At 50.4% G+C, this 15,665-nt stretch carries 13 protein-coding genes; 2 read left to right on the plus strand and 11 right to left on the minus strand.

Annotated features, from left to right (window positions below):
- Positions 1-209 precede the first annotated feature (209 nt).
- From H6F76_RS22825 to H6F76_RS22840, 4 genes are all read right to left on the minus strand, one after another.
- On the minus strand, positions 210-563 hold the full coding sequence (locus H6F76_RS22825) for a pentapeptide repeat-containing protein (protein WP_190448697.1): 354 nt from the start codon (positions 561-563) through the stop codon (positions 210-212).
- 32 nt (positions 564-595) lie between these two features.
- Positions 596-820: a hypothetical protein gene (locus tag H6F76_RS22830; RefSeq protein ID WP_190511746.1), complete on the minus strand. Its 225-nt coding sequence runs from the start codon at positions 818-820 to the stop codon at positions 596-598.
- A complete protein-coding gene (gene rpsU, locus H6F76_RS22835) occupies positions 817-1,005 on the minus strand; it encodes a 30S ribosomal protein S21 (protein ID WP_190448699.1) in 189 nt (62 codons plus the stop codon). The genes H6F76_RS22830 and rpsU overlap by 4 nt, the downstream gene beginning before the upstream one ends.
- 125 nt (positions 1,006-1,130) lie before the next feature.
- On the minus strand, positions 1,131-1,433 hold the full coding sequence (locus H6F76_RS22840; protein WP_190448700.1) for an RNA-binding protein: 303 nt from the start codon (positions 1,431-1,433) through the stop codon (positions 1,131-1,133).
- A 756-nt stretch (positions 1,434-2,189) separates the two neighbouring features.
- On the opposite strand from H6F76_RS22840, the gene lpxA reads away from it, so the two are divergent.
- Positions 2,190-3,038, plus strand: a complete 849-nt coding sequence (lpxA, locus tag H6F76_RS22845) for an acyl-ACP--UDP-N-acetylglucosamine O-acyltransferase (protein WP_190511748.1) — start codon at positions 2,190-2,192, stop codon at positions 3,036-3,038.
- A 119-nt stretch (positions 3,039-3,157) separates the two neighbouring features.
- Here the strand turns inward: lpxA and H6F76_RS22850 are convergent, their stop codons facing one another.
- A complete protein-coding gene (locus H6F76_RS22850; RefSeq protein ID WP_190511750.1) occupies positions 3,158-5,371 on the minus strand; it encodes an AAA family ATPase in 2,214 nt (737 codons plus the stop codon).
- A 17-nt stretch (positions 5,372-5,388) separates the two neighbouring features.
- Between H6F76_RS22850 and H6F76_RS22855 the strand changes: the two genes are divergently transcribed.
- The gene (locus tag H6F76_RS22855) at positions 5,389-6,420 is read left to right on the plus strand and encodes a DUF3445 domain-containing protein (protein WP_190511752.1); all 1,032 of its coding nucleotides are present in this window, start codon (positions 5,389-5,391) and stop codon (positions 6,418-6,420) included.
- 47 nt (positions 6,421-6,467) lie between these two features.
- Here H6F76_RS22855 and H6F76_RS22860 read toward each other — a convergent pair whose 3' ends face one another.
- The 6 genes from H6F76_RS22860 to smc all read right to left on the minus strand — a co-directional run bounded on the left by H6F76_RS22860 (position 6,468) and on the right by smc (position 15,614).
- Complete coding sequence (locus tag H6F76_RS22860) at positions 6,468-7,133, minus strand: HEAT repeat domain-containing protein (RefSeq protein ID WP_190448703.1); 666 nt, start codon at positions 7,131-7,133, stop codon at positions 6,468-6,470.
- Positions 7,134-7,318: 185 nt separating this feature from the next.
- The gene (locus H6F76_RS22865; protein ID WP_199322316.1) at positions 7,319-7,618 is read right to left on the minus strand and encodes a hypothetical protein; all 300 of its coding nucleotides are present in this window, start codon (positions 7,616-7,618) and stop codon (positions 7,319-7,321) included.
- 95 nt (positions 7,619-7,713) lie between these two features.
- On the minus strand, positions 7,714-9,909 hold the full coding sequence (locus H6F76_RS22870) for an ATP-binding protein (protein WP_190511754.1): 2,196 nt from the start codon (positions 9,907-9,909) through the stop codon (positions 7,714-7,716).
- Between the two features lie 105 nt (positions 9,910-10,014).
- A complete protein-coding gene (locus H6F76_RS22875; RefSeq protein ID WP_190511756.1) occupies positions 10,015-10,626 on the minus strand; it encodes an SET domain-containing protein in 612 nt (203 codons plus the stop codon).
- Between the two features lie 228 nt (positions 10,627-10,854).
- Positions 10,855-11,817, minus strand: a complete 963-nt coding sequence (locus H6F76_RS22880; RefSeq protein ID WP_190448707.1) for a PRC-barrel domain-containing protein — start codon at positions 11,815-11,817, stop codon at positions 10,855-10,857.
- A 74-nt stretch (positions 11,818-11,891) separates the two neighbouring features.
- Positions 11,892-15,614, minus strand: a complete 3,723-nt coding sequence (gene smc / locus H6F76_RS22885) for a chromosome segregation protein SMC (RefSeq protein ID WP_190511758.1) — start codon at positions 15,612-15,614, stop codon at positions 11,892-11,894.
- Between the last annotated feature and the right edge of the window lie 51 nt (positions 15,615-15,665).

Below are 15,665 nucleotides of genomic sequence, written 5' to 3' on the forward strand. Positions count from 1 at the left end.
CAAGCGAACCAGAAAATTCAAAAGCGTCAGCTCTGCCATTTCTTTTGAACTGTTCTAAATGCATTGTTTAAAGTAAAAGCGTACGATCGATTAAGTCGATCGTACGCTTTTATATCTTTACCGATAGAGACTGATGTTTGCTGCTACTGTGCAACACAGTTTATTTATTAAGGCATCACTTTATGCTATTTACTAGAGGAAGCATAAATTCAGTCATTCAGATGATTTGCCACAGCGCTAGGGCTAACGCCATCAGCCATCCTTGCCCCACGTAAATAGGCATGGCTTAAATTTGCCTCACTTACGTTTGTATCACTTAAGTCTGTATTAGTTAAATTTGCTTTAGTCAGATTTGTTTCCGTCAGATTTGCACCCGTAAGAATGGCATCTGTGAGATTAGCATGGCTTAAATTTGTGCGGGTTAAGTTCGCTTTGGTTAAGTTAGCACCACTCAAATTTGCACCACTTAGATTCAGGTTCCTGAGGTTAGCTGCCATTAGGTTTAGGCTTCTAAAATCTCTTTGTCCTGCCGAATAACGGCTCATGAGTTCTTTCGTGTTCATGGGGTTTTTGAGAGTAAGAGGTGACATACAAATTAATCAGCGCTTGAGCGCAGACGATAGGTGAGTACAGATATGTCCCCAGTGGGAACAAAATACGTTTCAATGTGGTTCTGGTCCTTAAGATGCTGCAAGGCAGGAACCAGCGCTGAATAGCTTTTACCAGTCAAATCAAAAAGCTGACCACGATTTTTGTCTCCATGTTGCAGCGCTTCTAAAATCACATGATCGATAGGCACAGAAGACGCTTCAGCGGTCATTGGTTAAATCTCCGCTTGCCTTGTTTGTGTTTAGCCAGTGCTTTGCGCTTACGTTTTTCGATCGGTGTTTCAAAGTGGCGGTGTTTACGCATATCTGGGAAAATGCCTGCTTTGGAAACAGCGCGCTTAAAGCGGCGTAGTGCTGAGTCAATGCCTTCACTTTCACCCGGAACAATTTGAGTCATTCAACCTCCGCACAGATTAATTCAATACTGTTGAATGCTTGCTGTACATAAGCAAGCTATCAGCAAAAAAGGCAGACTCCTTGTCTGCCTTCAAGACTTTAGAGTGAAAGCCTCTGTCTCTAAGCCTAATAGGAGCGAGAAGAGCGATTGTTGTTTGACCAGTTGCCGCCGGACGATCCTCTCTCTTCACGCGGTCGCGCTTTATTAACCTTCAGGGCACGACCCATCCATTCAGCACCATCTAATGCTTCGATCGCGGCGGTTTCTTCTACTTCTGTACTCATTTCGACAAAAGCAAAGCCTCGCAAACGACCTGTTTCTCGGTCTGTCGGCAACTGTACGCGCTTCACCTCGCCATACTCGGCAAAGGCTTGGCTAAGATCATCCTGAGTAACGTCATAGGATAGATTGCCAACATAGATTGACATGGAGACTCTCCCGAATCTGAAAGTGTAGAGAGTTAGATCCGGAGAAACGCTCCTAAGACGAATCACACAGCCGAAAATAATCCTTATTCGTAAGCCTAGCACAACTTTCTGTAAAGACGTGGTTCCTACCCCATGAGCAGTGCTCCTGCAAGCGATCGTCCTCTAGTAAACGCAATCATCATATGAGCCGGTTTGCTAATCTGTTCAACCGGAGCACGCTTGCTTATATACAGCTTTGGTACCTTTGATTAGTTAAGAGGTAATAGGTCTGTAAATTGTCAAAGTCTTTCTGAATCCTAAATCCTGAATCCCAATGCCTTGCTAAATTTTTTTTTTGAGTTGCACCCTGTCAACCGGCTTGTGGGACGATCGTTCAGCGATCCAATCGCCCATCAAGCATATCTTTTCATGGTAATTTATACTCTGAGATGCTATCACCTACTGGTCTTGAAGATGAGAATCTTTTTATATAGATCGAAGATTATTGCAAGAGCGTCTGGTTGTTTATGAGCAACAGCAGGGCACAATCCTAACTATTAGCTTCTCGTTAAGTGAATTGCTAAGACATAGATGGTTGACGCACTGCAAACTGTTTTAAGGCACTTTAAACTAAACCTCTCCACGTAAAGTCTAAAGAACGTAAAGTCTAAAGATTAATGAAGATTGATGAAGTGGATGAACGTTTAGCTAAAATCTCAGTCGATTGCCCCATAGAAATCAACCATTTCTCTCTAACTTTTTATTAGGAGCGCTTTCTTGATTACCTTGCTGCATCCAACGGCGACCATTCATCCTGATGCCGAATTGCATCCAACTGTGCAAGTCGGAGCCCATGCTGTAATTGGGGCGAAAGTGAAAGTGGGTCCTGAAACCGTTATTGGTCCCAATGTTGTGCTAGACGGTTGGACTGAAATTGGCGCACGTAACCATATTTTTCCGGGTGCGGCGATCGGTGTTGAACCACAAGACCCCATTACGACTAGCGCAAACAGTTTAGTCAAAATTGGGGATGACAACCAAATTCGAGAATATGTGACGATCAGCCGATCAAATCGAGCAGATGAAGTAACGGTGATTGGCGATCGCAATCTATTGATGGCGTATATCCATATTGCTCAAGGATGTGTCATTGAGAACAATGTTGTGATCGCCAATGCAGTCATTCTGGGCGAACACGTTCATGTTGAATCGCGAGCATTTATCAGCGGCATCGGTGAAGTTTATCCGTTTGTTCGCATTGGTCGCTTAGTGATGGTCGCATTCATGCACCAAATTACCTGCGACATACCGCCCTATATGCTGGTAGAAGGTCAGCCTGCTCGAGTGCGATCGCTGAATCGGGTCGGTCTTAAACGTGCCGGGTTGATGGCAGAACAGGAAGGGCAAGTGATTCAGACCTTAAGAACTGCCTTTCGTTTGCTCTATCGGTCAGACTTATCGCTGGATGAGGCGCTCGAAAAGCTCGATCAACTGCCCGATAACGAACACTTACTGCATCTGAAACAATTTTTATGTAGCTCTCAAATGGAAGGACGGCGTGGGCTTACTCCTGGAAAGAGTGCGGACAGCAAAAGTGATATGAAGCTAAGTGCTGTACAGGAATAATTGGTAGTCGATAGGGAAAAACGCAGCCTTGTTGAGTACAGACTGCTTACTGATGCAAACGATAGACATGAATAAACAGTAATACGGGCTTTGTATACCCTCCTTAGCCTACTGTGACGCTAGCGATAAGCTTGGACAAACGCGATCGTGCTGCGCCACTTCACAGCTTGATTCACCAGGCGCGTGAACGCCGATCGCACTTTTGTAAGTTCTGCTTGAGATAAGTGGTGCGAGAGGTGAGTAGCATAGGAGGGTTGAATGCTGTTGGCCGCGAACCAGCGATCGACCAGTGCTGCCGTGATGAGCATTTCTGTAGACAACGGTTCGACCTGAAGCACAACCGTAAAGCCAGCTGTCTCAAACATTGCTTGTAGATCTGGCGCATCCCAGTTCACCATTGAATCGTCGGGCTGAGTGTAGATCGCCTCTTCTGCTTTCACCAGCTTCTGATAGAGCTTGTCACTCAGCCAACCAGGATCAAGCAGTTGGTAAAGCCGCTGTGCCTGATGGGGAATCGATTCCGCCAAAGTGACTGTGCCGTTGGGTTGCAACCAGTTGGCAAGCGATCGCACAATGCCGGCTTTACCCACTTCTCGCATAAGTGCATTTCGCCCCATAATGTGGTCAAACCGCACGTCGCTTGCTTGTGCCTCTAGAGCTGTTGGCAATTCAGCAAGGGACGTTTGCAGCACGAGCGGGCGGGCGAGTTCTGGTAAAACGGCAGCTTGCTGGGTCATCGCGTTGGCATCGGTCGTGGTGCGAACGCAGGCAATGACGCTGCCTTCAGGAGTCTGGCGTATAGCTTCCCAGGTCAGCAAACCGCTGCCAGCGTTGAGATCCAGCACAACATGATGACGTTGAGGGGCGGCGAGGGCAAAGAGGCGATCGCGCACCTCTCCTAAGCGATCGCCTGCCTGTCCTAGTGTGCGCAGGAGCCAACGCTCCTGAGCCGAATCCACAGGTCCAAAGGTTAGCACTTCGGGCAGTGCCACACTCGTCCCTTCGAGCAAAGCTGCTAGTTGTGCTTCACGGCGTCGCGCCACTTGCGTCTGAATTGCCGACTCAAAGCCGCGATCGGACGGTTGGTAGAAGACCTGACCTTGCAGACTGCTAGGCAAATACTGCTGTGCCACCCAGTGGTCGCGGTAGGCATGAGGATAGAGATAGCCTGCGCCATGCCCAAAGCCTTTTTTGTCTCGATTGGCATCTTTAAGCGGATTAGGGACATCGCCTTCCCGCTCTTGCTCGACGGCTGAGAGCGCATCGAAAAAACCCATAACGCTGTTGGATTTGGGAGCCGTTGCTAAATAGAGCGTGGCATGAGCCAGTGGATAGCGACCTTCGGGTAAACCAATGCGATCGAAGGTCTCGGCACAGGCATGGACAATCGTGATCGCGTTAGGGTCTGCCATCCCCACATCTTCACCTGCTAGAATCAGCAGCCGACGAAAAATGAAGCGCGGATCTTCCCCGGCATAAACCATCCGTGCCAACCAGTAAAGCGCTGCATCGGGGTCTGACCCACGTACACTTTTAATGAACGCGCTAATGGTATCAAAGTGAGCATCGCCTTCTTTGTCATACAGCACAGCACGGCGCTGAATTGATTCTTCCGCAACCGCTAGGGTGACATGGATGCTGCCTGCTGCATCCGGTGGTGTGGTTTCAACTGCCAGTTCCAACGCATTCAGCAGCGCGCGGGCATCGCCATTGGCGACATTCACCAGATGATCGAGCGCCGCGTCCTCTAACTGCACGTCGAGCTTGCCATAACCGCGATCGTCATCCTGTAATGCCTGCTGCACCACATTTCGCAAGTCTTGTTCGTCCAGTGGCTTGAGTTGGAAGAGCCGCGATCGACTTACCAGTGCCTTATTCACCTCAAAATACGGATTCTCGGTTGTCGCTCCAATCAGAATCACCGTGCCATTTTCTACCCAAGGTAAGAGCGCATCTTGCTGTGCTTTGTTAAACCGATGCACTTCATCTACGAACAAAATGGTTCGCTGACCATACATCCCGCGTTTGTCCTGGGCAGCAGCGATTGCCTCTCGAATCTCCTTCACCCCTGACAGCACCGCATTAATCGCAATAAAATGTGCCTGTGTAGTGTTGGCAATAATCCGCGCTAGCGTTGTTTTTCCCGTGCCTGGTGGTCCATAGAAGATGAGTGAAGAAAGCTGGTCTGCTTGAATCGCTCGTCGCAGCAGTCGTCCAGGACCGACGATCGCATCCTGCCCCACAAACTCATCCAGTATGCGGGGGCGCAACCGTGCTGCCAGCGGTGCTTCAGCTTCAGTGATATCTAAGCGATGCTGCTGGAAGAGATCCATAAAACATGATAGCTGGTATGGCTTTTTCTACTGATCGACTACTGCAAGGAGCGCCACCCGTTGAGGTCTGTAACGATTCAGCGTACTACTTTCCTCTGGTGCATGGACGCTACGAGGTAAAACCAGGGCTGGTGAAGTTTGGCACTGATTTTGGCAATGAGGCAGTCGATCGACAAGTGTTTCAGTTTGATAGCAGCTTTGCTCATTATCGACAGATGAAGCGTCAGGCGCGGGCAGAGCAGTTAAGCAAGTATTACCAGACTCACAACTATACCGATGCAGTAGCAAGCGCGATCGCCCGCTTTATTGTCCATCGCCTTGTGCAGGAACATCCTCAGCACTTTCAACTGACATCTCAGACCGGCGGCACTTTGAGCGTTTATAGTCAGCTTACCGGAGAGATATTTTACCTGAATGCCGCATACCGGCTACAGCAGGTGCAAGCAGTAGAACCGATTGAGCCACCCTATGTTTCTACGTTAGACGCACTCGCGTCTCAGTTGCAGGACGATATAACCGTTGTCAGTCGATCGAACGACGACCACTGGATAAGCGCCATTCATCTCTGCTATCCCAATCATTGGTCAGCCGAGGCAAAAATCGGCAGAGAGTTTGCGACCGTTCATGCGCCTGTTGCAGGTATGACGGCAATGAATCAGAGGGGAAAGGCGATCGTGCAAACGATGATTACCCGCAAGCCCTCGGTTCGCTTTGCCTGGGGACTCAGCACTGACACCCGCTTAAACCATCATCCTGTCCCACCGGCTGGGGTGGCGATCGATACCTGGCAAGGCAGAGCCTTTAATCCACAGCAACCGCAACTCTATCTCAGAATTGAGCGCCAGGTTGTTTGGGGCTTCCCAGACTGTGACGCCGCCTTGTTTACCATTCGCACCTACTTTAGAGATTGCCACGCTATCAAGCAAGATCCCAGACTAAACGCTAGTCTCGTTTCTGCGTTGCAATCTATGCCATCAAACTCACTAGTTTATAAAGGGTTAGATGTAAGTAGAGAGGCGATCGTCGCCTGGCTAACTCAAGAGCCTTAGCGCTTTCGATCCCTTATTAAAGAAATCGGAAATTTAGTTTGGCTCGGCTACGCTTCTAGCCTTTGTAGCCCAAGTCGGGCAGCTTCAGACACATGTCGATGACTATCTTTTTCTAAATATTTCAACGCAGAAACACTCTTAGGAGAGGGCAAATTACCCAGCGCTTCAGCTAAACGTTGCCGTACTAACCAATCATCCGATTGAGCAAACCGTAAGATATGGTCAACTGCATCGATTGCCTTGATTTCACCTAACGCTGCGATCGCAGCCTGATGCAGCACCACCTCGTCACTGTCAAGCGCCTCAATGAGCGCATTGTACGCACGCGGATCTTTCAGGTTGCCTAGTGATACTGCTGCGCTAAACCGCACCAGCCAATCTGTATCCTCATAAAAGGCGTGTACTAAAGGCTCTAGTGCCCGTGGGTCTTCCAAATAGCCTAAAGCTCCAGCGGCATCAGCTCGAATACCGTAATCAGCCTCGCTCGTCAGTAGCTCTACTAAAAGCGGATAGCACTCAGCCGTCGGCTTCAAGCCTAATGCGAACACTGCCATCGATCGCACCTGAAGGCTTTCATCGTTCAGCACTTTCTTGATCAGTGGTACAGCCTCTTCAGCAGAAACGTGGCGCAGAGAGACCAGCCCCAGCATTCGGTCTTTCATGCTTAGGCTCTCTAGCTGGAGTGAAATTTCCTGTAAGTTTATTGGATTCACGTTACAAAACGTTATATTTATGATTCTCTCATTGTAGTCTCTAATCCAGAATAGCTGAGTGAGGAGAACCGATAAATGTCTAGGCTCCACCGCACATATGCTGAGAATCTGGTAGCTTCACTGTTTGGCGCGTGCGGTAATTGAAGAGGCTATAGAAGCGACCACGATTATCACCAGGCGGACAATTACGTGGAAGAGAGTAAACAAAGTTTGACCTTTTCTCCAACTTTAGAATTTTTGAGTGGTGCAACCTCGTCATACGAGACTAGATAAATGCCGTTAGTGAGAGTAACACTCGTACCGCTGCCCTCGATCGGTGCACCAGTGGAACCATCACTCAGCCGAGCGCCAACGTTCTGAATAAACGTATCCGCGCATTTGCCAACTTGGGTAGGTGGCAGAGCGCTGAACACAGGCATAGCAAACAAAACGAGACCACTAGAAAGCACGATCGAATTGATGAGGTTATTGGTTGAGCGTTTCATGGACTGACCTCAGGTAGTGCTTTCATCACAATTTTATTGGCAGCGCGAGGAAGCGGTCTGCCAGTTCGTAGCTATAAGCGACTGGCTATCAGCGTTTACTTCACAGGTGTCTGCTGTCGTACTGGAATCTCCAGCCAAAATTCTGCTCCCTGCCCTGGTGCGGAAACGCATTTCAAACTGCCGTGATGCTTCTCGACAATGATTTGGTAGCTGATAGATAGCCCTAGCCCGGTGCCTTTGCCGATCGGCTTGGTGGTGAAAAACGGGTCAAACAGTTTGGCATAATGCTCAGGCGAAATGCCAGGACCGTTATCGCGAATGCGAATGACAACGGAAGACGGTGAGGATTGACTGGCTAACGCCTTACCGCTTGCCCCTACCCCTTCACTCTTGATTGTCTCTGTCTGAATTGTGATTGTCGCTGGGTTTGCCATCAACTCGGCAGTCGATCGCCCCTCGTTATATTTTTCCAGCGCGTCGATCGCGTTGCTCAAAATATTCATGAAGACCTGATTCAACTGTCCGGCGTAGCATTCTACTAGGGGAAGATCGCCGTATTGCTTAACAATTTCGATCGCAGGCTGCGCGAGGTTGGGTCTCAGCCGATTTTGCAGAATGAGCAGCGTGCTATCAATGCCTTCATGAATCTGCACGCGCTTCATGTCGGATTCATCCAAGCGCGAAAAGTTCCGCAGCGAAAGTACAATTTCACGAATGCGATCGGCTCCAATGCTCATTGAAGCAAGCATCTTTTGCAAATCACTGACCAGAAAGTCGAGATCAATTTCTTCTCGATAAGCACGAATCTCTGGGTCGAGGTCAGCATACCGCTGCTCGTACATTTGAATCAGCGTCAGCAAATCTCTGGTGTAGTTTGTTGCATGAGGCAAATTGCCATAAATAAAGTTGATGGGGTTGTTGATTTCGTGGGCAACACCTGCGACTAGTTGCCCCAGACTTGACATTTTTTCAGTTTGAATCAACTGTGCCTGAGTTTGCTGCAGTGCCTGAAACGCCTGCGCTGATTTCGCAGTCTCTTTTCGCAGCCTGCGTTCATTCACTGTTACTTGCCCTAAGAGGGCATAGAACGAAATGGTCAAGCGCCCCAGTTCATCTTCCCGACTCATTAGCTCTTCGCTTTTGGCGCTGGTTTCTGCTAAACGGTTGCATTCGTCCATAATGGGCTGTAAACGTTGGTTAAGGCGTTTTACAAACATCGCCACAACCAGACCCAGGACGATCGATACACCAATAATTGAGCCAAGCGCACTAATCGCTGTAAAACGAATCACGGGACCCAATACGACTGCTTCGGGGACAGCCGCCATCAACACCCAGTCGTTACTTGGAATGCGCTGGTATGCCCAGTACTCGCGCTTTCCTGTTGCATCTTGCCACTGTGTGATGCCGCTGTTTGTGCCTGATTGAAGCGCAGTTTGAAGGCGTTGCCACAGCCCAGCATAGTTATTCATGCCAGGAAACTGCTTAAGATTCGTGCTTTTTTGGGCATCGCCAGAATAAACCACCTGCGGATCGGGCGGATAGGCAATCAAGCCCCCTTTCGCGCTGACCAGAATGAAGTAGCCTGCATCGCGCATGACTTGAACTGACAGTTTTTTGCTAAGGAAACTCAGCTCAAGATCTTGACTCAGTACACCCAAAAGTTGCCCTTTACTGCTGTAAAACGGCATGGAGTAGGCAGTGCTGACCAAAATTTGGGGTGGTTTGAGCGTGTCTTCTAGATAGGGTACTGGCTCTAACCAGATAGGTTTGCCCGCTACGATCGGCTGCGTAAAGTAGTTCTCTTGAAAATTGGTTTGAGCCGCTTCTCCTCCTTGCGCCTCAATTTTGCCAGTCTTAGGATTGCGTACAGCATAGGGGTAGGCAAATTTTCGCGATGGCAGAATGAGGCGATTGTCAGGTGGCTGCCCAAAGCCCAAGCCAGTGCCTAAGGGAGACGTTGTTAACGAGCGATCGAGCAAATTGACATACACTTGCTCTCGCCGTTCACCGGCTTCGTAAAAAGTTTTGATGGCATCAGCAACCAGCTTTGTCGAATATTCAAATGTGGTGAAGTCGCCATCCAGGTTTTCGGCTTTGACCTGGAGGCTCGATCGTAGTTCAGCTTCAGACTGTCTTGCCAGTTCCCAATAGGTTAAGAAGGCAGTGCCAACCAACCCAACGAGGGAGCCGCCCACTACCGAGAGAAACAGCCGTGATCCCACAGAGCGCATGAGAGAGATTTGCCGCTTGGGGCGCGGTGACACCGAGTCCGAAGCGCTGGACTGCATAAGGTTTCTCCTGGGACTCGTGGTAGCGTGAGCTTAAAACAGCTTGATAGCGTGCATAGTAACGTGCAGATTAATCACGTGCAGGGGAGCAGACTTGTTATGAGGTTAGCTAGCCGCTTTAAAGGTGGTAGTGCGATCGTAGTAGCAGGCAAGAATTGAGTCCATTTTCGCGTCTCCTCGCGCAATCGCTGCCACCTTTGCCATAAATTTATGGTCGATCAGGTGTTTGAGCGGTTGCTCTACATGATTGAAACAGCGCATTGCCTCATCGGCTTTACAGTCCCATTCTGGATAATGGTACAAGATGTCGTCGGGCATGACTTTAGTGCGGGTGCTACCAGGTTCGGGAACGCAGTAAAACGGTTTGTCTAAATTAAAGTAGCCGTAATCATCAGTCAACTCGTCACCTGGATGAATATCCCGCGCTGCCAGTTCAAATTTATACGGTGTAGCAATGCAGCTTGAGTTGAAGCTGTGGTTGACATACCGTGCAATGTCCCAACACAAAATGTAGCGTCCCTGCTCATCCCGATAGCTGTACTTGATAAGGTGCTCACGCTGCACAGTATCAAGCGACGCAAGATGAGACTCATCAAACATCTGATCGAGGTCGTCCAAAATCCAGGTAATGCTTCCTTTGGGGATCAGCTTGGTTGCAAAAACACCGTAGCCAATCGAGTCATTAATAAACCGAAGCTCTGTATCCGGATGCATCATTGCAGTAAACAACCCTCAAACTTGAAAACCAGGCTTGCTCAAAACAGACTTTAGCCGTAGCTTGAAGCGCAAACAGTTTAACGGCTAGAAAGATTGCAAGTCTATCCCAACTGGCTCTAGCAGTTCAAAGGTAATTCTACGGAACACAGTTTCTAAAAGTTCTAAAAAGCACGATCGCTCAAGCTTAGAGGTCAGTTTTCTTGAGGCAGTCTAAGCTTTAACGAAGCCCTAATAGCCCTCTTCTTCGTACTCTGGAGCTTTTGTTTTTTCGGGGATGTTGATGCGAGGAGGCTGGTAGGGCAAAGGCTTTTGGTCTTCGTCTTCCCACGCATCGCTTTCGAGGTCTTCGTCTTCGTAATCAACGTCAGGATAGGGCTGCTGTGGTTCGGGGCGAGGGACATAGCGATCGCGGGCAGGCGTTGCCTCACTCCAGTTGTCTTCCTCTTCATCATCGTAGTAAAGCGGTTCAGCACGGCGCTGTTGCCGCAACTGCCGAGGCTGCGAATCGCTCCAGTTATCGTCATCCCAAGTTTCTTGGATAACGGGTTCTTTCTGGCGAACAGGGGTAGCGATCGGCGTACGTAACCCAGTGCCAAGCTGATTGTCTGCACGCACAGGTGCCACGTAGCTGTCTTCTTCTTCGCGCTCCCAAGGGGGGTTGCCGATGCCAAGACGCTCTAATACGCCCACAGACAACTGCATCAAGCGTTCTTCTGAACCTTCAAATACAATCAGGCGATCAGGTCCGCTGCTGACCACTTCATCGACAGACAACTCGTAGGTACTGACAACCTGGTCGGGAATCAGCGGTAAACCGATCGATGCCAGGATCAAAGACGTAACCTTACCGTTATCAATATCAAACTTAAAGCCGCGTACTTTGCCTAGCAGCTCGCCTGTTTCGGTAACGACCTCACAATTAATCAGGCTGCTGTAAGACTCGACATCAATATCTTCAATGACATCGTCGTTATCCACCAGAATGACATCCCCAATCTGCCGAATACTGCTCAAGAGCATAGGCTGAGGGGTGCCGTAAAGTATGTTTGGACGCAGGCTGAGGGCAACCACCTCTTGCTGGTCGATATCTACCCAGAGTTGACTGACAACACCAAGTTTTTTGCCCGTATCACGGGTAATCACCTGCGTGCCAAGGAGGTCTGAGCGTTGGCGGATCTCTTCAAATGCCATTATGGGTCGAATCCTGATTCGCAAATCCTGATCACTATCAAATCATATAGCGGTGAAATCATACAGCAGCTAACTTAGACGGAGGCGCTTTGAGGCAGTAGGTTAATACCTAAAACCTGCGTATACGCTCCTCGCGCTTGAGTGACCCCGATCGTGCGATCAGCTGACTCAATCATCGGTCGCCGTAGACTTACAACAAGAAACTGTGCTTCCTGTGCCTGCTGTTTGATCATTCTAGCTAATCGCTCTACGTTTGCCCCATCCAAAAACATATCCACTTCATCAAAGGCGTAAAAGGGCGAGGGACGGTAGCGCTGTAAGGCAAAGATAAAGCTGAGTGCAGTAAGCGATTTTTCGCCGCCGGACATAGAAGCGAGACGCTGGACAGGCTTGCCCTTAGGATGAGCTACAAGGTTAAGTCCGCCGTTGAATGGGTCTTGCGAGTCTTCTAGCTGCAAGTGTCCGTCACCATCTGAGAGGGTGGCAAAGATAGATTGGAAGTTGATGTTAACCGCATCAAAGGCTTCTTTGAACGCACGTTGCCGTAGAGTGGTGAAGTTTTCGATGCGAAGAAGGAGTTCGGTGCGCTCTTCTTGCAGGGTATGGAGTTTATCCGTCAGTTCTTCAAGCCGTGCCTGAGTGCGATCGTATTCTTCCAGCGCCAGCATATTGACGGGTTCCATTGCCTGGAGGCGTTTCTGGAGCGATCGCAGCTCATGCTGTAGCTCTACCAAATCGCGGGTGGCTGTGTCGGGAATTTCTGGCAATGGATCGGGCAGATCGGGCTGTTGTGCTTCCAGTTGCGCGGTGAGTTCGCTCAATTCTGCTCGGCGTGCCTGTTGGGTTTCCTCAAGTTTCTGCTGTTGCCAGGTTAGCTGCTGCTGCTGGGTTTGCTGCTCTCGCAATTGACGCTCGGCGCGATCACGAGTTTGTTTCTCCAGACCCAACCGGGTTTCTAACTCTGCCAGTGCTGCCTGCGTTTCACCAATTTGCGCCTTCAAAGCTGACTGCTGATCGCTGACTGCTGACTGCTCCTGTATCTGCGTCGTTTGCTGCGTACGGTATTCCTGTAAGCGCTCCTGCCCTTGCTGGATTTTTTCCTGCGATCGCTGGCGCTGGTTCTCCAGATTTTGCAGCCGTTGTTCGAGCGATCGCACAGCCAGTTCTCGCTGCGTGAGTTCGGCTTCCTGAGCGCGGAGGGCGGTTTGAATCTGCTGCCATTCGCTATGGGTTTGCGATTGTTCCAGGTCAGCTAAGGTTTGCCGCAATGTCTGTAGCTGGAGATCTTGAGCGGGAAGCTCGGTTTCGAGTGTGTGCAGGCGCGTTTGAGCGATCGCTAACTCTTGGATGTTTTGAGTCAACTGCGTTTGCACCTGCGTCACTGTCACAGCGAGATTTTGGTGTTCGGCATCCAGTTGTTGTGTCTGAAGTTGTGCCTCGCGGTGCTGCTGGCGAGCTTCTGTTAATGCTTGAGTGCGCTCTTTAGTAAGTTGGGTCGCTCGTTGCATGGCGTGGTTGCAGCGTTCGAGAATGCGATCGATTTCATGCAGGCGATCGCGCAGGGCAATGACCTCGGCGGACTCGGTAGCTTCGACAGTGCCAAAGTGGATCGATTGACGATTGCTGTTGCTACCGCCAGTCATCGCACCACTGGCTTCCAGCAATTCCCCATCTAGCGTCACAATGCGGTGCTGACCCATGTGGCGACGAGCAGCGCTGAGGGTCTCAAAGACAACGGTGGTGCCGAAGACGTAGGCGAAGACGTTGCGGTAACGATCGTCAAACTCCACCAGATTGATGGCGTAATCAACGCAGCCAGAGAGCGATCGCACGCCGTTACCAGAGGGTGTCCGTCCAGACTGGAGCTTATTCAGCGGTAGAAAGGTGGCACGTCCAGCCCGCTTTTGTTTAAGGATTTCGATGCCAGCGGCGGCGATCGCGTCATCTTCCACAACTAAATTTCCCAAACGTGCCCCTGCTGCCGTTTCTAACGCCAGTTGATAGCGGGGATCAACTCGTCCCAATTGAGCAACCAGCCCGCACACACCTGTCAGCCCCATTTGCAAAATAACTTGAGTCGCATGAGTACCTTGCGCTTCCTGTATCGCCTGAGTTTGGGCTTCGAGCTTGTCCAGTCGGCGTTGCTTTTCGCGCTGTTCGTGCAGCAATCGCGTCTGGGTTTCTTGCTGGATCTGGAGTTCTTGTTCGGCAGCGGCAAGACTTTGGGCAATCGCCTGGATCTGTTCTTGAGTCGCCAGCAGCCGTAGCTCAAGGTCGGCTTTTTGAGTTTGGCGATCGGTCAGCCGTTGCTGTAAGGTTTCTAGAGATTGAGTTTGCTCCTGGATCTGCCGTTCTAGCTGGCGGGTGCGCTCCTGTAGCTGGGCTTGCTCGGTGCGCTGGGGTTCGAGGGCATCAACCAGTGTCTCAATGTTGTGATGCAGGGCAGTTTGCTCTTGCACCCAGGCTTCAGCACTGGCGGCTGAGGCATTGGCAGCGGCGCGGCTTTGCTCTAAGGTTTGCTGCGCCTGATCTCGTTCGTGCTGTCGAGCGGCAATGAGTTGAGCCTCTGCCGCGTGCTGTTGAGTGTAGGTGTCGATCGCCTGCACGTGTTCTTGGAGGTCTCGTTGCGTTTGCGCCAGCTTTGCAGCTGTGTCTCGACTAGCAGCCTGCAAATCTTGCTCTTGCCGCTGAAGTTGGCGTAGCTCTGCCTCACGCGTTGCCAACGTGGACTGAAGCGCAAGCTGTTCGTCTTCGCCTAGCGCACGGACGCGGGCATTGAGTTGGTCTAACTCAGCGGTGGCTTGCTGGATAGTCGTCACCAAAGCAGCCAGTTGGGTGTTGAGGTCGGTGTGTTCGCGATCGCCGCTGGCAAGCTGTTCCCGTAACCGCTGGGCACTCTGGAACGACTGCTGATAGCAGATCACAATTTCCCACTGCTCTTTGGTTTGCAGTTCGTGCCGCAGTTTTTTGTACTTTTCGGCTTTGATGCGGTCTTGGGCAAGGCGATCGCGCTGGTCAATCAGCTCTTTTTCGACAATGTGGTAGCGGTCTTCGTGATCTCTGACGGCATCTAGCTTTTCTTTTGCCTGGTTGATTTTGCGATCGAACGTGGCAACGCCTGCTAACTCATCAATAATCTCGCGGCGTTCACGCGCATTCATCGAAATAATACGAGTCACGTCCCCTTGTAACACGACGTTGTAGCCTTCAGGATAAACGCGCAAACGGTTCAACTCTTCGTGGAGTTCTGTCAGGGTGCAGGGTTCGCTGTTGATGTAATAGTTGGAGGTGTAGGTGCCTTGCTGCGTGACGCGCAGTTTGCGAGTGACACTCCATTCGGTGCGGAGGGGGCGCGCTCCCTTACCGTTTTCTGAATGCCCACTTTCTAAATGACCATTGTTTGAATGCCCGTTTTCTGAATGCTTATCACCGTTCTGGACGCCGTTCTGAATATTGGACGAGCCGTCTTGACGCATGGAGCCGTCGCTGTTGACCTGCCGTTCGATCGCATCCTCCAGCAATTCTGGCTCATCCGAAAGATCAAATGTAACGGTCACGCTTGCCTCTACCGTCGATCGACCGCGTGTACTTTGCGTATGGTTAACCAGATCGGGGAGACGCTCTGCCCGCATCCCTTTTGACCCTGCTAGGCCGAGGCAAAACAGCAGCGCATCCAGTAAATTCGACTTTCCAGAACCGTTGGGTCCAGACACCACTGTAAAACCGGGCAGCAACGGAATTGGCGTTGTGCCACCAAAGGATTTAAAGTTGGAGAGTTCTAGACGCTTGATGTACACAGCTTGCCTAAGCCGCTTAAGAGGGCGAAATCAGTGTTCAGTGTAGCCTCT

Source organism: Leptolyngbya sp. FACHB-321 (genome assembly GCF_014695975.1).
Taxonomy (GTDB): Bacteria; Cyanobacteriota; Cyanobacteriia; order Leptolyngbyales; family Leptolyngbyaceae; genus Stenomitos.